Origin of the sequence: Bradyrhizobium sp. S3.12.5, assembly GCF_040548225.1 — a bacterium.
Lineage (GTDB): Bacteria > Pseudomonadota > Alphaproteobacteria > Rhizobiales > Xanthobacteraceae > Bradyrhizobium > Bradyrhizobium cytisi.
The window spans coordinates 1-16,732 of record NZ_JBEPRF010000041.1; the positions used below are offsets into that span (position 1 = coordinate 1).

A 16,732-nucleotide genomic window follows, 5' to 3' on the forward strand; every position below is an offset into this window, starting at 1 on the left:
TATTGGTCGCATCGTCGACACCTACACGCCCGCAGAATCCACAAACTACTTCGTGGCCGCAGGGTACTTGCAACCTGATCGGCTAACGCTCTAGCCTGCTCGTGGGTGGGGCCTCTCGCTGCGGGCCAGCGACCCCTCGCCGCCAAAGGCGCCGGTATGCGAAACGAGGGCTGGCAGGTAAGCCGTCGGTAGATGGGCGTTTTGTTGCAATGCGATCTAGCCATTAGCATCACCCGAATGGCTTGCGCGGATTTCGCGCTAGGCTTTTCTCAACCTTGGCCATTGTCCGTTCGAAGGCGTCGCGCAGCCGTTGTGCGTGGGCGATACCCTCCGGCTCGGTGAGATACGCAAGCTTGATCAGCAACCTGTTCAACAGATATGTGACGCGGGCATCGTCAGAGTGCCGGCTTCGCAGAACCGTGATCTGTCGTCGTATCTTGACCAGGTCGAGCGCTTCGTCCGGCTGCTTGATCGATCTGGAACTCGCGACATCGCCTTAGCGCTGAACGAAGCCCACGGCCGGGTATCATGGCGCGCGGACTTCGTCGTGCTGGACCCGACGGGGGCATGTCCGGGGCGCCCATCTTATTGGTCAACGCCGCGCTCGCAATCGAACTCCAAAATTAAGCTTGATGGCACGGCCGCTGGTTATTTCCGGAACCGATCACGCTCGCGGAGAGCACGTGGCATTCCGCTTGCTCATCCGGGCTAAAGGGCCCGCGACAAGAGAGGGCCCGTTTCAGGTCGAGGCAAAACAATGCAAGAAGTGTCCCGTTCCGGCACCACCGGGGAGCTACGTCTCAACGCCCTGATCGCCGATCTGTGGTGGCGCGTCCGGCTTATGAACTCTGACATCGTCGAGGAAGAAGCTAAAGCTGGCGTGTACGACGTGCGGCAGCCTACCTATCCGATGCTTGCGCACAACCTGCGTGCACGTCGAGACAAGCTCATGTCGACGATTAGTCTGCTCGAAGAAAGAGCGAGATCGAGCCAGCAGCGCGCGGCCTGAGCCCGTAAATCCAAACACAATAGGGCTCGCGCGATGAAAGGGTTTGTCGTATAGAGGACCCTGGGGAGACATCATGAGCGATTGGCAAGCCGAACTGAAAGCGCTGCGGGCGCAGACCGATGCGCTCGCAAAGACGGTTGCCGCCGAGATCACCATCACTAGCTTTTCGCCGGCTGTTCCTGCGTCGGCGCCAATGCGCGAGAGCATGGCGCCGCCGCAGTTCGAACCGATCGATTGGGTCGGCTCAGAGCGCGATGAGATCAGCAAGCGTGTCGAGAACTTCCGAGCTCACCAGCGTCGCTTCGCGCGCGAGAGGGAAAGTTTTGCCACGTCCGTGATCGCAAAAATGCGCCAGCCCGGTAGCTAAGCCGCGGCCTCTTCAAGCCGACGGAGCCGTAAATTGGGCCGATGCGTAGGTTTCTGCACCCGGTATCTCGGCATGCACACTTCCGCGCGGCCGGCTCAGAACCTATCTCGGCGGCGTCATCCGCGACATTGCTCGCAAGATCGAGGGGCGCTCCGACTGGCTCTGTGAGATTGTCCTTGGGCGCATGCTAGCGCTGGCGGGGCGGGTGCTGATACGAAGAGGCCGTGGGCGGTACCGGGACCGTCGGGCTGACGCTTCCGGCCGCAAGTTAAGTGGCGGATGCATGCCCTACCGATCGTCATGATCAGGACGGATTTGATCAGAGCGGCCGCGGCCAGATTAGGAAAGTTGCGAGCGGGGGGTCTGGCACGCCGATCCGCATCCCGCCCAACGAGCTGCTATGGCGATAGGGCGAGTTCGTGAGCCTTGTGTAAGCCGTTCCATCCGTACCGCCCTGGGAGTGGCCAGCATTCGGCCCTTACACAAGGCTCATGCCACGCAGAAGCCCCCGCGGGGGACGGCGTTCAGAGCTGGGCATGCGGATCGGCTCACTCAGAATGAGGGGTTTGGGATGCGCCGGTGCGCTCCGACTTGTCGGCCAGACCCAAACTGGCACCACAAACTCTCAACCGAGCGCCGGCAAATCGACGCTCACGCAAATCTCGAGGACGAATCCGGGACACGGCGGCTTAGCGCGCGTTGCCGCCGAGGATCTAACCGCGATCTCCCTGTAGCATTACGTTTCTCACGTTGACTGGCTAAGCCTTGTAACGGCAACTTGAGGCGTGGGCCGATCTCGGCAAAACCGGCCTTCAGGTACAATGCTGAGGTGGGGCTACGGCTCCACATGGGTTGCCTCGGCGCCCCGACTTCAAGCTGGCCCCAGCCCTTTGCCGTCCCCAGGCCAACCGCAGACTCAATAAGATGCATCGCGACCCCAGACGATCGCTGATCCGGCACCACATAGAGTTCGGTGATAATGCCGTAGGTTCCGCCCGCAAAAAGGGCGGCGCTTTCCGACAACATAATGAGGCCGACCGGGCGTGCCTCCGTGAAAGCCACAAACCCATAGACCCGCTCTTTCATGGCTAGGAGGTCGACAGCCAGCTGGGTATCTAGTCCGCCCTGCTTTTGTCCGCCCTCAAGTTCGGCAAGTAGGGCAGAAACCATGTGGGTCACCGTTGTGGCGTCATCGATAGACACTTCACGCGTGGTCACCATGTCATATCCTCTTCCAAGTTTAACCAACATACGACCTGGTCCAGCGGCGGACGAGACTGCCGCAGCACCCGATTCAAGGCAGATACGCCGCACGGTTGAAAGTCAGATGACGCTCTAGTTCACATTGAGGTGATACGTCCTCGTGCCGCTCCAAAAATATCTCGGAAAACCCAACGATAATTTGTGGACCATCGTCATGGTCGCACGGAGCGCTCTCTTCTGCTTTAGACCCGCGTGTCGCACCACGCGCGCCGGGGAAGGAACGCTCATCGGCCCGCGGTGATAACCGAATTGTTCATCCTGAGCATCCCTGACCGGTATCATGAGATCGATGTTCTCAGAGAATTGTCGAACGCGCCAGCCCAAGACACCCTGTTTTTGATTGTGTCTAGATAATCAGTTTTTCTAATTTCTCATCGGACGCGCCAATTGTTGCCGCGCGACGAATATACGAGCGGCTATCGCGCTGACGACTCCTGCCAGCGCGCGCGAACGGAAGGATGAGGCAGACGGCTGAAGTGACCTACTACGTCACTTTGCGGTTGGTATCATCCTATAACCGAGGCTTGCCCGAAACGTTTCAGGCGCGATCCCCCTCTGTGATTAGACCGCCCTAGCATAGCGAAAGCTTAGTTGGAGATCACCCACTCAGCGCTGCCGTGACATTCCGCCATCAATGTGTTTCGGCATTCCTTTGCGGCATCGCGGTCGGCGTGATGTGAACGACATGATAGCCGTTGTCGTGCGGGTACCGTAGGAAAGCCAACCACAAAGAGTTCTGCTCCCTTGATGCCATCATCAGCTGCGTCTCGCGGGACTCGGCGTGACATTTATGCCGAAAGGCATCCTCGCTCCCGCTTGCGGGGCGGCAGAGCCGCAATCCGCTAGTCACCGGCCGGACATGCTATGGTAGAGACCGTGTTCGTACGTCGAAATGATGTCTACCTTTCGACCGCGATAAAGGCACTCTTTGATCTGATCCGGTTGGATCCGCAGTCCAAGCGCGCGGCCTAGAAAAGACGCCTCCCGCCCCTCGAAACGGTTCAGCGGGCCGGTGCACAGTGAACCCATTCGAACATCTGCGCCGCCGGAACAAACACCTTGTGCCAGCTTTGGAGCTGATTGTTCTTACCGAGCTTGCCGTACCGGGGCATCGCGGCGCGCACGATTAATTCGGTGAGCAAGGATGATGCTCAGCCCCGCTTTCCATAAGATGGGCGAGAGGAAATAGCCGAGCGCATGCGTTTCAAGCTCGGCGGCACCACAGCGTAAGATGTTTGCAGGAAACATACGGACCCAGCAGCCTGTCGCTAGGGAGTTTTGCGCAAATCCATGCTGCGCTCGAGCGGGGCCCTTAGCCGCGCAATCTAATCAGCCTACTCTGGATCGGGCCCAAAAAGCTGCCGAGCGAACAGCTGTGAGGCCGCGTGGCAAGCTGCGGTCGGAGGGTGCGGACGGCACCATTGCATACCTCCGTTGAAAGGACTTCCGCCACGCCTTGGGGCGCAAGGACGAGGAGGAACGCGGATCGGGCGAGCTCCATCCGGATGCTCATTTTTGATATTTGCTCGCCAATGTCCGCGGACGGCAGTGCCTACCCTCTGGTCTGTCGAGCCAGGTGCAAAGCTTGCTTGCCTTGCACGACCTCGTCTGTACGTCCGCCCACGGACTGGAAGATGGCTATGGCAATTCGCGGCCCCTCCGTACGGATATCATTGAACTGCTGCACTGGCTGACGCTCGTGCATGAAACGAGGAGTGCTGCGCGAAACGAGGTAAGAGATGCCGATGACGCTCTCCGACGGATCTTGAACATGCAGGCATCCCCCACCCGATCCCATCACGGTCGTCATCGAGAGCGGCCGCCCATTCCTGCGGATTAGGGAGAGGCGTGACATGGCCGGGATTGACGCTATTCTTTCCCAGGGCAGCGGCGCGATCCCTAGATCTGCGTCCCAGGAATTCGAACCATGTTGCATCTTAACCATCGCATCGACCACCGCGCGCCTCTGGATGGTGCGGATGCCAACATGCTCAGTTGCGAAGCCGCGCGAGAAGTGGAGCGGTTTCTTAGACGTCGCAATGGCCACAAGGAAACACCCCTGATTTCTTTGCCGGGGCTCGCCAATGAGATTGGCGTGGGCTCGATCCAAGTCAACGACGAGGGCCATCGGCTCGGCCTTGGCAGTTTCAAGGCTTTGGGCGGTTCCTATGCGGTGATCCGGCTCGTCTTAGAAGCAGCAACTCGGCGCCTCGGCAGGGCTGTTGACGTGTCGGAGCTTCACGCGCCTGAGGTGAAGGCGGTAGCACGGGAAATGACGGTATCCTGCGCTACGGATGGCAATCATGCAGGTCAGTAGCGCAGGGCGCCCAGCTGGTGGGGGCGAACTGTGCTATATTCGTCCACTCCGGCGTCAGCCAACAGCGTATCGCAGCGATCGTCCGATATGGCGCGCAGATGATCCGCGTCAACGGCAACTATGATGACTCCGTTGCTCAAGCATCCCGAGTTGTCGCAGAGAACGGCTGGACCACGGTGTCCGACACGTCCTGGCCGGGCTACGAGCGTATCCCTGGTTTGGTGATGCAGGGGTATACCGCGCTCCTGAGTGAAGCACTACGACAGCTCCCCGAACCTCCGACCCACGTCTTCGTCCAGGCAGGGGTCGGTGGAATCGCGGCAGCGATCGCCGGACGTTTTTCGGTCGCCTTAGGTGACAATCGCCCGTTCTTCACGGTTGTCGACCCATCGCGCGCAGCGTGCCTATTTGAAAGCGCTCGCGCCGGGTATCCCGTCAAGGTAGCTCATAGGCAGACGACAGTGATGGCGATGCTCGAATGCTACGAACCTTCGCTCATCGCTTGGCGCATCCTTTCGCGCGCAGCCGACGCTTTTATGATCGTCGATGACGAGGACGCCGTCAGCGTCATGAAGCGTTTGGCCAATCCCAGGGACGGTGACCCAGCTGTCGTTGCAGGCGAAAGTGGCGGGGCTGGTATGGCAGGGTTGCTGAAAGTTGCTGCCAATTCGCCCCTGCGTGGCCAGATTGGTCTTGGACCTGAAGCACGGGTCTTCCTCATCAATACCGAGGGTGCGACCGATCCTGACCTTTACGAAGAACTCGTAGGTCAGTCTCCAGCGCAAGTGGCCGGAAGCAATCTTGGACGTCTGCATGCTCATGATCCGGGTCCCCTTCGGTGAACTCAATGACGGGGACGCAAGCCAGCAGAAGACCAAGAAAAGGCATCAGAGATTGATTCTGGGATTGAAATCAGCCGCATTCTTTCTGCCGCTAACGAGGACCGGACGCACGTTTTCGGCGTGAAAGCACAGGCTTTGCTGTCTTGCCGCTACAGCAAACCGCTATGATTTTGGCGTGCTTCAATTGCGTTAGAACTATGAGCAACCTGTCGACATGCGTGGACTCCTGATCGTTCTCACGGCTTTCGTCATCATGTTGGCGGCACGCGGCCAGCACCAAAGTGCTTTCCTGCCGCGCCCGACCGCGCCCATGCCACCCGTCAACGTGCCCTAACGCCATGAGGTCTGTCGGCTAAGAAAATAACTTCGTACAATTTAGGATGTTGGGAAAGCTTCCTGATCCTGTTCAGGGACGTCAAAAGCTAGCGCGCTACTCCATCGCGCAGCCCTCGGGCTCTCCATCCAGCACTGAAAGACAGGCTCAAGATCCAAGACGAAAGCTTGCCGCGCTAAAGCTCGTTCTCCATCTTATCGCTGATATGGAGCAGCCCTTGCTTGCGAGCGAATGCAGGGCAGATCAGGGCGGCAACAAGGCTGCTAGACTGAGTTCGGCGCATTCTTCAGATAGACGATAGCGCGACGTCCGGCATACGTCAGCTCCCAGATTGGTCCTTCCCTCACGCACCGCTTCGATCAATTGTTTGGCGACATACCGACGGCTTTCGTGGTCACCACCATTTGGCAGTTCCCACAGACCTGATCCAAAACCAAGTCCATATTCGTTTGAAGTTCTCTCGTAAATTCGCCCACGCTGCATCTCTCTTTTCGAGGCAACGCGACAAAGCTAGTGCCGTTTTCGCAGCCGGTACAGCGCCCATTTGTCGAGCGGTTAAAAGCCTCTTTCGAGAAGGGAAGTCAGGGTATGAGGCTCCAGGCGCTTGCGTTCGAAACGGTCGCGCCGCGTTCAAGTCGTCATGTTGGGAGGAGGCAAGAATCGTCGGGCACGGGTTGGATTTTCCGCGCACTCGCCAACCGCACGTCCCGGACGGGCGGCCCGAGCCTCACCTCGGGCCGCCGCTATGGTCCTCAGGGGCAAGTCACGGCCTCTGACTGGGCGCAGGAAGAAGCGGAAAGCTTCCGCACGGTTCCGGCGAGAAAGCATCCGGGTCCGCGCCGTGAGAGCGCACTTCGCAGACCGGCCGGTAAACTCGCGAGAATTTAGCTAGCCGGCAGTGCTCGATGACGAGCTAGGCTTGAAAGCATGGCGCCGGAGGCACCGTTGCGAGCTAGCGCTGGTCATCTTGCGCGGCAAACGCGGGCAGGTTTTACGATGCGGTGCCGGTGATAACCGCGGGTCACGACAGTCCCATGGCATGAATTTGCATATCGCACGCCAATGGCATCCGAACCAGCAATACCGCGCGGGTCAGGGTATGCAAGGAAACGCGGTGGCTGGAGCGGTATAGGCGAGGACTCAAAGCAGAGCTAGAGCTGCGAGTGCATAGAGCTATCTTCCATTGAACCTCCTTCACGCGCTGCCCAAAACCGTTGTAACTTGAGAGATGCGCCCGCAATGAAGGCCAACGCTTCCGGCTTTCGACCCGGTTTAACTCCGTGCTTGTCATTGTTGTGCACGATCGAGGACTGCAGCTTCATCGCCGTGAGCACAGTGAGAGCGCATGACAAGCGCGGAGGTGGTTCATTGTGGAGGAAAGCTCGACAGACGCCCCGCGAAGTGCAGGTTTACGCCTTCAACTTGATTGGCGATCGATGCGGACGATCTGCGCGAACTTCCGCTGCATCGAAACGGTAATCTACAGCGCCTGTCAGCACGGCGCCGGCACGCCGGATGGATGCGATTCTTCACTTGACCCGGCTTCTGCGGTCCACCGCGATACGGCTATCTTTCGTTCGCAGCTCTCCAGGCATGCATTAAAACGCGCGGTAGCCACGACGGTCGCAGCTCGCTCAAACTGCGTCACAATGGACGGAGCGGGAGCTTTAACCGGCCCTTTCATTGTTCTTTTCGGGCCTTTGTGAACTGCTTCACACGTGCTTCACCGGTGATCTGCTAGGCTCGCTCCGCTGGGAATTTCAGGGGCCCGGCTGATAAACGCCGCCAGGACGCTGTATTTCGAGTCGGGCGGCGTAATTTTAAGTGAGCAGATCGTAGTCGATGAAGCCACTGTTTCGCCGAAGCACGAGGAAGCAGCGAGGCGTCGAAGTGCATAATGAGGCCCATGTGAGATGCCGATGACGGACGATGAGAGATCGGCTCGTGCGCAAACCTGTCGGAACAACATCCAACGATATCGTCAGTTATTGCAAACCCGCCTGACTGAATTTGAGCGTGACTTTATCGCAAAGCGTTTGAGCGAAGAGTCGTCAGAGCTGGAGAGATTAGCCAACGCTCTTACAACGAGCTTCGATCAGACTGCGCCCGGATAGCCGCTAGTCTGTCAAACGCCGTCCGGAACTGCCCCTTTGCGTCATGAAGAACTGCCCCACCGTTGAGATTATGATCTCGGTTGAAGGTTGTTTCCGCCGGTGACGGGCCGGAGGGAGGCGAAGCCGACCGCCCCATTCGGCAACACTGCGGTTCGAGGTGATCGGCATGGCGCCAGTTTCATAGCGCCGGCCGACCAGCTGGAAGAACAGATGTGCCGCGTCAGGTTCCAGCGGCAAGTAGCCGAGCTCGTGGACGATCAGCAGCTTTGGCTTCGACAACGCGAGCAGTTTCTCGTCCATCATGCGCCTTGGCAAGACCCGCGACCAGCGTCGTCGCCGTGGTGAACTGCACCGTGCAGTCAATCCCCCTTTTTGCTCGCGAAGCTTAAGCCGTGAAAGCCACAGTTGAGCGTCTACCCTACAAGCGTTCAAACCCAGACTGCCTGATTGAGTGAGTTCTGCTGTCTTTTTTCAAAGTAGCAATTCAATTTTTTTGCTGGCTTTTCCTGAACCGAGGTTTCAAAATGCCTCGCATTGAGAACGCAATCCTTTTAGGGCAAGTAGCCATGGTAAAGTCCTCTGTTACACGCGATGCGTTCCGGGGCCTGTTTGCTTTTTATGCAGCCAAGGCTCACCACGACAAAAAGTTCGAGGGGGAGCATTCGCTGTTGAAGCTGTTCAGGTCGAGCCAAGATATTCCCGACAGTTTGCTTGAGCTTTGGTCGGATCGCACGGAGGTGCTCGGGGCGGAAATGGTAGGTGAGATGATCGCTCCGCGCACCCGGCAGGTCACCAACGGTGGCGCGCACTATGACCATGCCAGCGATTTTCTTCATGTGCTCCTCAAAGAGATGGAGCGTCACAAGCACTGACGACCGGTGACCGAACGCAAGGGGCGTGCGCTGTCTGTTGACGGGACGCGAACTCTAGCCGACGCCCTCTTGATCCTGCGAACAAGCAAATCTCAGTCTCACCCGGTGAAGAGCGGCTTGGCACTCCGGCAAGAACCTGATTTTCCACTACACGAACCGCACTACACCGCTCGCGGGCTGCGATTTTGTTGATAGCCGATGACGCTCTTGCGTGAGCATCTGCACACGGTTCCTGCCAGAGCCGGTGCGAAGTGCTGGCACGATTTTCGCCGCTGGGGTTTAGTGCGTTGCTAGCCATGGCAACCACGATGCCTCTTACTTTGCGGATGATCGGCCTGGATGATTACACGGTCCTGGAGGACCGGCAGCTAGTCGGGCGCATCCGCTACGCCAGCGAACGCTCCCCTGGGCTCTGGCTATGGACCTGCATCGTGACGCTCCCCGGTCCGCCGTTTCCTGAGGCCGGCACGCTGGATGAGGCCGGCACGCTGGATGAGGCCAAGGGCCGCTTCAAGGTCGTATGGGAGAACTTCAAGGCGAAGCATCAGCCAGCAGAGGTGGCGAAAGCATTTGAGGAAATGAACCACGCGAACCGGCCAGTTCGATATCTGCGCTAGTGGCGGGCCCCGGCCTCCGAGCTCAGGCAGACGTCTCGGCTCCCGCGATATCGATCGGTGCCCCACGGTTCGGCGGCCGATTTGCTTGCGCTTGTTCACGAAGAGGACTTGGTTCGTTTCCTTCACCCTGTGGATAACCTGTGCACAAATGAAGGGCGTGAACAGAATGGGGCAGGTGAAACGCGCGAGAGCTATTGCGCGCCGTGGGTTAGACATTGCACATGAATCGAACGGCGCTGACGCTGGGTCAGTGCAGCATAGTTTGATTGCGGCAGGATAGCTGGCTTGAACCTGGGCACCATAGGCGCATATTCCGCGGATGTTGGAGCAACGGCCAACCTTCATGGCTCGGAAAAATCCCGGAGTTGGCTGGGGGGTCGATATTCTGTGGCCCGATGGCGAAACGGAAGCTATTAAGGGCTTTGTTACGGAAGGCGACGCGGTCAAGTGGATTGCTGAGCATGAGCACACTAAGCCTTGGCAGGGAAATACGAATCAAAAACCATCGCTAGTGCCTTAGAAACCCCGCCCAGGGTCCGCAAAATCGTCGAGACAGCACACTACCTGTGCGGCCCAGGATCATGGGCGGACTCCCCAGACTGACGGCGACCACGCGGCGGGAGTCTGATCGGCCGCATGGGGCATCAGCACGACATCGACGAACTCAGGCGGTTCGAACGGCTCTGCCTGGAGCTGGCACCGGCGCGAGCATGCCCGAGGAGCGGGCAGGGCTGGAGTTCATGGCCGGCGACTACCGGACGGCAATTGTCTGCTACCGCCACTGCTACCCAAGGGTTTGCGGTGGGTTGGAAAAGGCTGGGGCGAACCGTGGCTGGCATGGTCGGATAACCCGGCATTTTGAGACGTTTTGCGGAAGGCAGCGGCTAAGCAGTGCGCCAGTGCGCGCACTGCAAAACCGTTTCTCGACGATCGGCTTCGAAGCGCTTCGCCAAGGGCGGACATCTGGCGGTAGGCAACTCAACGATGATGTTGTTCAGGTGAATTTCGAGATCCTATCGAGAAGGCCGGGGCGGCCGTCTGCGGATTATCTGGTACTCTGCAGACAAAATGTCCGCTCCTCTATTAATGAGACTCAATTAATGAACCCATATTAAAATACCCAGTACGGAATGCACTTTCAAAATGAAGGGGAAGCTAAGAGGCGTCGCGCGGGGCTCTATGCTAGGTTTGATTGAGTCTCTCAAACGCCGAATTCGGGGAAAGCGCGCATGACGCCGGAACAGTTTCAAGCACTATACCCTCACGTGATCGATTGGATTTATCAAATACTACAAGCACATTCGAATGAAGCAAAAACTGCAAGTTCGCTCGGATTTCCGCGACTTTCGCAATACTTCAGCGGAAGCCTCTTATCTTCGACTAAGGTTGTGGTCGTCGAGCGGGTGCCAACGCCGCCGCTATCATCTTTGGGGTTGAGCCAGTTCGCGGATTTCGAAAACGGCGATTATGACGGTATCACCTATCTGGACACGTTCTTTGTAAAGCGCCGCTCTGCGCCGGCCGAGCGGCTCTACTTCCACGAACTGATCCACGTTGTACAGTGGCAGCTACTTGGTCCAGAACGGTTTCTCGCAATGTATGCAGATGGTTTGGAGACCTTCGGCTATCGCCAAAGCCCGCTAGAAGCCATGGCTTATACCGCCGAGGCGTCATTTTGTCAGTCCAACGAAATCTTCAGAAGCTAGTCGCGGACGAGTTGGATCGAATGTCAGGGGTCGTTTAGCGAGGCGCCTACACGGCTCAACTTAGCCCTAGAATGGTGGCGTCAAGTTTCTTGGCTCTGTTGAGCGACATTTTTAAATTCGCAATATACAATGATCCCAGGATGCGGCACTTTAGTCATCGTGAGTGAAGTATTCCATACCGAGCGCTACCGACGAAGCAAGAAAGCCGCGCTATGTTTCTCCTCAACCAGCACACCGACCACCGCGCTCCCTCCATGCCTCGGACGCCCACACGTTGAGCGTCGAAGCCGCCCGGCAGATCGAGTGGTTTCTCAAGCGTCGCGATGGCCACAAGGAAACCCCTCTCATTTCTTTGCTAGGCCTTGCCCGCGAGATTGGAGTGGGCTCGATCCATCTGAAGGATGAAAGGCAACGTCTCGGCCTTGGTAGTTTCAAAGCCTTGGGCGATTCTATGCTGTGATCCGTCTGGTACCAGACGATCATCCTTATCGAACACGGCGAGGCCTTCGGGAATGACATCGAGCGCCTCGGTGAGATGGGTGTGGACGGCTCGGACGGCGGCTTCGGCCCGCTCTGCTGCCGCTTTGGCGTCGGCTAGAGCCATCTCGGTTCGATGACTTTTGGTAATGTCCTCGTGGGTCGCGACCCATGCATCCGGCGCACCGATTGTCGCGATGCTGCAGCTTTCCGGAGAGGGGGTGCTGATCTCGCTGGGCGTCAACCTTCTGCTGCTGCTCGGGCTGCTCGCGCGGGTGATCAACACGAATTTCCGGTACTTCGTCGATTTGATCAGGGTCCAGGCCAGTCTGGCGGAGGAAGGCGTGCGAGCGCGGGCCGCAGAACGGCGAGCGATTGAAGAGCGCGTAATGGCCCAAGCTTTCGCCGAGGATTTCGATACGGCGCCTGTCTGCAATCTTCGAAAGAACCACAAGCCCGTAACGCAACGCCCGTGATCTTACCCAGGCAACTGGTCTCCACAAGGCCGTGGTCCTAACCGCCCGTTCTGCACGACCAGTGTCGAATGTCGCTCGCTACCGAGACTAACCTGGAATCTGCACCGGCAGTGCCGAATAACCGTGCACAAAATTAGATTCAACTCGCTCCGGCTCGCCGACCACCTTCACCTCCAGGGATCGGTTCAGCAACTCCTCCCACAGGATTTTCAGCTGCAGCTCTGCAAGATGCCTACCCACGCAACGATGAATCCCAAATCCAAATGAGAGATGTTGTCGTACATTTTCTCGATCAATGATAAAGCTCTTGGGGCTCGCAATGACCTCGTCGTCTCGGTTGCCAGAGATATACCACATTACAACTTTATCGCCTCGCCTGATCTGCTTTTCGCCTATTGTCAAATCGTCCACAGCGGTCCGACGCATGTGCGCGATAGGCGTTTGGTATCGTATAATCTCGGATACCGCCCCGGGCACTAGCGAAGCATCATCGCGGAGTTTTCGCAGTTCGGACGGATTTTGGCTCATGAACAAGACGCCACCGGTAATTGAGTTGCGCGTAGTATCGTTACCTCCAACAATCAGTAGAATGAGGTTGCCCAGGAACTCGCGTGGCTCCATGTTTCGGGTCGCCGGTGAATGCGCCATCATCGAGATCAGGTCAGCGCGCGGCTCGGAATTCACCCGTTCGCTCCAAAGCCGTGTGAAATAGTCCAGGCACTCAGACAGCACCACCTTCCGCTTTTCCCAGCTGTCGATCCGGTGGCCCGTTTGTGGAGTCAAGGCGGCTACATCCGACCAGTAGGTCAGCAGCCCTCGATCCTGAAATGGAAAATCAAAAAGCGTGGCCAGCATTTGAGTCGTCAACTCGATCGAGACCCTGTCGACCCAGTTGAACGTATCATTGCGCGGCAAACCATCCAAGATCTTCTGAACCCGGGAGCGGATCAGGCCTTCAAGCTTCGCCAGGTTCTCCGATGCCGTTATCGGACTGACAGTCTTACGCTGCTGAGCATGGACAGGAGGACTCATCTTAATAAAGCTGGGTGTCCAATACTTTTCCGGCGGGTCGACAATCGTGACGCTTCGCTCTGACGAGAATACTGCGTGATTTGAGTCTACTGCTATGATGTCGCGGTATTTTGTTATCGACCAATATGGACCGTACGGGCTTTCTTCGCAATAATGGACGGGATCTTCCCTTCGCAGCCGCTCGAAACAAGGCCAAATGGTATCATCCTGAAAGCGCTTGGGCTCGCTTACATCAAGTCGGCTCAGCGGGATATCAGCGTTCTCGCAAGCGTTCTCTGCCGATAAGACTGTCATGATTGTCTCCCGGACATCAGTGTGCAATTTTGGTTACTCGGCTGGGTGCGCTGTTTAGAGTTCGATGCAAGCTCGGTCGAAAGACGACGAGCTTGGGCCGTACAGTAACGATGTGTGACGCATGTCCATGGCTCGGGCTCGCGAGAGCTCGCACGATCGTAAGTGAGGGGAAATTTGGCACGCCCCCTGTCGATGTAGAATAGCGGAAACACGAGCGAAGCTCCCCCTATCAGGATTGGGAGGCGCACGAACTGGCTTTTTGTGGTAGCAGACGCAAGTACTCGCGATGGCACCCAGCCGTGGTGGGAGCCGAGCATCAATACTGGACGTGGAAAAGCGCCGGGCCAGACCGACTGGGACTCAATGCAGTTTCTTACTATCTAACGTTCTTCGACGGGAAGATCGAACTCAAAATGGGTTATCGCATGTTCGCGCGAATAGACTCTTTGCGAAGCGAAGTTCACTGAGCAGAACGCCACGCGCAACTGGATCGGAGGGGCTAACGCGCCGCAGACTGGGGAGGCGACCCTCCTTGCTGGAGTGAGATGCTGAAAGCTCATCTCGACCCATTGGAAAATGATTCAGCGCCGAGTGGTGGAGGTCATCCGGCCGCGGCCGGTTGATTTGCGGCGGAAGGGGAGTATGTTTCCGCCGACCTTGCGCACCGCCTTTCGGGCAGCGCCACAAGCTTGGGACAGAAATCGCGCGATTGCCGTAGTTGGCTAGTTTCGGCATCTGTGTCGCGGTTCCGCTTACCACGCCTCTTCGCGAGGTGAACTAAGCTCCGAGGGCAGGGTTTGAGCGTTGTCATGGCAGAGTACGAGCTTGGACGCGAGTCTGACGGCAGCACGAGCGGTATCGAAAGCAATATCGCTGGCGCAAGATCAGCACGCGATTTGAACAAATGAGCATCGGAGATCATTCCGCGGCCGAGCGTATAGGTCTTGCGCAATATGGCCTACCGCTCGTAGACGAAGCAGCAGAGGCTCTAACCTGCCATTCCCAACACCTTGGACATCACGGCTCAATTTACGCGGTACCCGAGCTTCGCGCCAGGAGCACAGCGGATACCAAAATTGCCGTGATAAATGGGCTCAAGCCATTGAAAACCGCGATTGTGATATCGGCTACATGGCGGTGAGTTCACGCGCAGTCCTGAGGCCTTAGAAGAATACCGACGTAGATAAAAATATACTCAGGGCGTGTCCCGTTTGTGGCGTGTATAGGGCGAGCACCAATGCATGTCGTCGAATAGTATTCATGTTTGCGGCGGCAGGCGCGAAATCGCCCGCTCACTTATTTCATCCAATAGTTCTAATTTCTTCAATGCCGCCTTTGACGGGACATCCTGCAACTCCTCGTACAGCTCTTTCACCCGCCGAAGCACCGCCTCCTCTGTGTCTTTGAAAAGCGCTGGGAACAGTTCGTTGGGCGAATCGCCAAAGACAACCTGCAATGCAAACGCATCCAACAAACTCGGATCTCGGATTCCGTTCTCGATACGAGATATCAGTGAGCTGTCTGCGTAACCCCGGCAGAGGCTCCACTTATCGACGCGGAGATTCTGTTCAGACAAACGGGACCAGCTCATTCCCTCGTTTCGAATTTTGTTGTCGGCGCACTCCATACGCCTGCAACAATTATCGTTGCTTAATTTTACTTTTGCAACAATAATTGCACGATCAACAAATGAACTTTTTTGACGCTGATGAATCACGCGGATTCTGAGGTACGCCAAAAAGATTGATTTTCAGGCGGGCGGCGGAATCGCAGGCGAGGAATGAGAATGTCAACCAAGCGCAGCGGACCAGCAGCAACAATCCCGAAAAATTATGAGGGGATCGTCAATCTGATCACTCGCGAATACCCAAACTTGTCGACCGGATTTCAGCAGATCGCGAGATTCTTGACGCAGAATCCGAATGTGGTGGCACTCGAATCGATCAATGCCGTCGCCGCCAAATGCCGGACGCATCCGTCGAGCCTCGTCCGTTTCGCGCAGAGCCTCGGCTACTCCGGCTTCAAACAGCTGCAATCTGTTTTTCAAACCAGACTTGCCACTGCCGCCCCCGGATTTCGGGAGCGCATCAGCGCTCTCGAAAGTGAACTTTCACGAAATAAGGACCACGGCAGTCTCGGCTATTTGCGGGATCTGGTCGTGCGCGACATGGCGGCACTTCAAGATCTTCTCGAAGTCATATCGGAGAAAACCGTCGCCGACACCGCCAAACTGCTCGTGGAGGCGGAAACGATTTACATTGCCGGACAACTCCGATCCGAACCTATTGCATCGTTGCTCAGGTATCTTCTGACGATGCTGCGCCGCCGTGTCGTCCTTCTCGATCCTGCCGGTGGCCTGGCGCAGGAAATGGCGACGACCATGACCGACCGCGATGTCCTGATCGCGATCGCATTTCGACATTATGCAAAAGAGGTCGTCGTTATATCCGAGATGGCCGTAGCCAACGGAACTTACATCATAGGCATTACCGACAGCCAATTATCGCCCCTCGCGAAAGACGCCCGGACACTCTTCACGATTCCGGAGGACGAATATCTGTTCTCCAGGTCGCTCGCGGCACCGATGTGCTTGGTCCAGTGCATTGCGATGGCAACGGCCGCACTGCTTCAGCCGGGCCAGGAATCGACGCCACGAATTCCGACGGTGACCGAGATGGCGCGCAATCGATGATAGACGGTACGAGATGCCGGTGTAGCAAAGTGCAAAGCGTGGCAGTGGCGGGGTCAATACTGGTTCCATGACCCTCTTTTGCCGCTGGTTTGGCAGCAACCGGAAAACGGCCGCTCGCGCGGTCTCTAAACTGCGCCCCAACGCGGTAAATCGTGAGAATGGCCCCGAGGCGTCTCAGGCCCAAAGCGCTGAGTAAGCCGCTTGATGTTGGCGAAGGTGTCTGGCTCGCGGTGTATGCTACCCTGGCTGTCAACTTTGTTTACGACCCCCTGGATTAAAATTGGCCCAGATTTTGTGTCATTAGCTTGCAGGTTGCTCAT

12 protein-coding genes and 2 pseudogenes are annotated in these 16,732 nt (G+C 57.3%); 8 read left to right on the forward strand and 6 right to left on the reverse strand.

The window, feature by feature from the left end; translation table 11 throughout:
* The first annotated feature begins 757 nt into the window (after window positions 1-757).
* Complete coding sequence (locus tag ABIC09_RS36205) at window positions 758-1,009, forward strand: hypothetical protein (RefSeq protein ID WP_354112263.1); 252 nt, start codon at window positions 758-760, stop codon at window positions 1,007-1,009.
* A gap of 73 nt (window positions 1,010-1,082) precedes the next feature.
* Window positions 1,083-1,376: a hypothetical protein gene (locus tag ABIC09_RS36210; protein ID WP_354112264.1), complete on the forward strand. Its 294-nt coding sequence runs from the start codon at window positions 1,083-1,085 to the stop codon at window positions 1,374-1,376.
* 651 nt (window positions 1,377-2,027) lie between these two features.
* Here the strand turns inward: ABIC09_RS36210 and ABIC09_RS36215 are convergent.
* Both ABIC09_RS36215 and ABIC09_RS36220 read right to left on the reverse strand, forming a co-directional pair.
* Window positions 2,028-2,597 (reverse strand): GNAT family N-acetyltransferase, encoded by a 570-nt coding sequence (locus ABIC09_RS36215; RefSeq protein WP_354112265.1) that lies wholly within the window; start codon window positions 2,595-2,597, stop codon window positions 2,028-2,030.
* Window positions 2,598-3,640: 1,043 nt separating this feature from the next.
* Complete coding sequence (locus ABIC09_RS36220; RefSeq protein ID WP_354112266.1) at window positions 3,641-3,781, reverse strand: hypothetical protein; 141 nt, start codon at window positions 3,779-3,781, stop codon at window positions 3,641-3,643.
* A gap of 785 nt (window positions 3,782-4,566) precedes the next feature.
* On the opposite strand from ABIC09_RS36220, the pseudogene ABIC09_RS36225 reads away from it, so the two are divergent.
* Window positions 4,567-5,798, forward strand: a pseudogene (locus ABIC09_RS36225) (diaminopropionate ammonia-lyase).
* Window positions 5,799-8,314: 2,516 nt separating this feature from the next.
* Here ABIC09_RS36225 and ABIC09_RS36230 read toward each other — a convergent pair.
* Window positions 8,315-8,598 (reverse strand): annotated as a pseudogene (locus tag ABIC09_RS36230) (ATP-binding protein); the annotation flags it as partial.
* A gap of 214 nt (window positions 8,599-8,812) precedes the next feature.
* On the opposite strand from ABIC09_RS36230, the gene ABIC09_RS36235 reads away from it, so the two are divergent.
* The 3 genes from ABIC09_RS36235 to ABIC09_RS36245 all read left to right on the forward strand — a co-directional run bounded on the left by ABIC09_RS36235 (window position 8,813) and on the right by ABIC09_RS36245 (window position 11,441).
* The gene (locus ABIC09_RS36235; RefSeq protein WP_354112267.1) at window positions 8,813-9,118 is read left to right on the forward strand and encodes a hypothetical protein; all 306 of its coding nucleotides are present in this window, start codon (window positions 8,813-8,815) and stop codon (window positions 9,116-9,118) included.
* Between the two features lie 296 nt (window positions 9,119-9,414).
* Window positions 9,415-9,735, forward strand: coding sequence for a hypothetical protein (locus tag ABIC09_RS36240; protein WP_354112268.1), 321 nt, complete (start codon window positions 9,415-9,417; stop codon window positions 9,733-9,735).
* Window positions 9,736-10,964: 1,229 nt separating this feature from the next.
* Complete coding sequence (locus ABIC09_RS36245) at window positions 10,965-11,441, forward strand: hypothetical protein (RefSeq protein ID WP_354112269.1); 477 nt, start codon at window positions 10,965-10,967, stop codon at window positions 11,439-11,441.
* Window positions 11,442-11,796: 355 nt separating this feature from the next.
* Here ABIC09_RS36245 and ABIC09_RS36250 read toward each other — a convergent pair whose 3' ends face one another.
* Entirely contained in the window at window positions 11,797-12,045 is a 249-nt protein-coding gene (locus ABIC09_RS36250) for a hypothetical protein (protein ID WP_354112270.1), read from the reverse strand.
* A gap of 22 nt (window positions 12,046-12,067) precedes the next feature.
* On the opposite strand from ABIC09_RS36250, the gene ABIC09_RS36255 reads away from it, so the two are divergent.
* Window positions 12,068-12,394, forward strand: a complete 327-nt coding sequence (locus tag ABIC09_RS36255; protein WP_354112271.1) for a hypothetical protein — start codon at window positions 12,068-12,070, stop codon at window positions 12,392-12,394.
* Window positions 12,395-12,481: 87 nt separating this feature from the next.
* Here ABIC09_RS36255 and ABIC09_RS36260 read toward each other — a convergent pair whose 3' ends face one another.
* The gene (locus tag ABIC09_RS36260; RefSeq protein ID WP_354112272.1) at window positions 12,482-13,720 is read right to left on the reverse strand and encodes a cytochrome P450; all 1,239 of its coding nucleotides are present in this window, start codon (window positions 13,718-13,720) and stop codon (window positions 12,482-12,484) included.
* Window positions 13,721-14,978: 1,258 nt separating this feature from the next.
* Window positions 14,979-15,437 carry a hypothetical protein gene (locus tag ABIC09_RS36265; RefSeq protein WP_354112273.1) on the reverse strand — a complete coding sequence of 153 codons (459 nt, stop codon included), beginning with the start codon at window positions 15,435-15,437 and terminating at the stop codon, window positions 14,979-14,981.
* Between the two features lie 69 nt (window positions 15,438-15,506).
* On the opposite strand from ABIC09_RS36265, the gene ABIC09_RS36270 reads away from it, so the two are divergent.
* Window positions 15,507-16,412, forward strand: coding sequence for a MurR/RpiR family transcriptional regulator (locus ABIC09_RS36270; protein WP_354112274.1), 906 nt, complete (start codon window positions 15,507-15,509; stop codon window positions 16,410-16,412).
* Window positions 16,413-16,732: the final 320 nt, after the last annotated feature.

What these genes read in the sequence shown, in the direction of transcription:
- ABIC09_RS36205 (WP_354112263.1), top strand. Translation starts at nt 758, where the DNA reads ATGCAAGAAGTGTCCCGTTCCGGCACCACCGGGGAGCTACGTCTCAAC.
- ABIC09_RS36210 (WP_354112264.1), top strand. Translation starts at nt 1,083, where the DNA reads ATGAGCGATTGGCAAGCCGAACTGAAAGCGCTGCGGGCGCAGACCGAT.
- ABIC09_RS36215 (WP_354112265.1), bottom strand. Translation starts at nt 2,597, where the DNA reads ATGGTGACCACGCGTGAAGTGTCTATCGATGACGCCACAACGGTGACC.
- ABIC09_RS36235 (WP_354112267.1), top strand. Translation starts at nt 8,813, where the DNA reads ATGGTAAAGTCCTCTGTTACACGCGATGCGTTCCGGGGCCTGTTTGCT.
- ABIC09_RS36240 (WP_354112268.1), top strand. Translation starts at nt 9,415, where the DNA reads ATGGCAACCACGATGCCTCTTACTTTGCGGATGATCGGCCTGGATGAT.
- ABIC09_RS36245 (WP_354112269.1), top strand. Translation starts at nt 10,965, where the DNA reads ATGACGCCGGAACAGTTTCAAGCACTATACCCTCACGTGATCGATTGG.
- ABIC09_RS36250 (WP_354112270.1), bottom strand. Translation starts at nt 12,045, where the DNA reads ATGGCTCTAGCCGACGCCAAAGCGGCAGCAGAGCGGGCCGAAGCCGCC.
- ABIC09_RS36255 (WP_354112271.1), top strand. Translation starts at nt 12,068, where the DNA reads ATGTCCTCGTGGGTCGCGACCCATGCATCCGGCGCACCGATTGTCGCG.
- ABIC09_RS36260 (WP_354112272.1), bottom strand. Translation starts at nt 13,720, where the DNA reads ATGACAGTCTTATCGGCAGAGAACGCTTGCGAGAACGCTGATATCCCG.
- ABIC09_RS36270 (WP_354112274.1), top strand. Translation starts at nt 15,507, where the DNA reads ATGTCAACCAAGCGCAGCGGACCAGCAGCAACAATCCCGAAAAATTAT.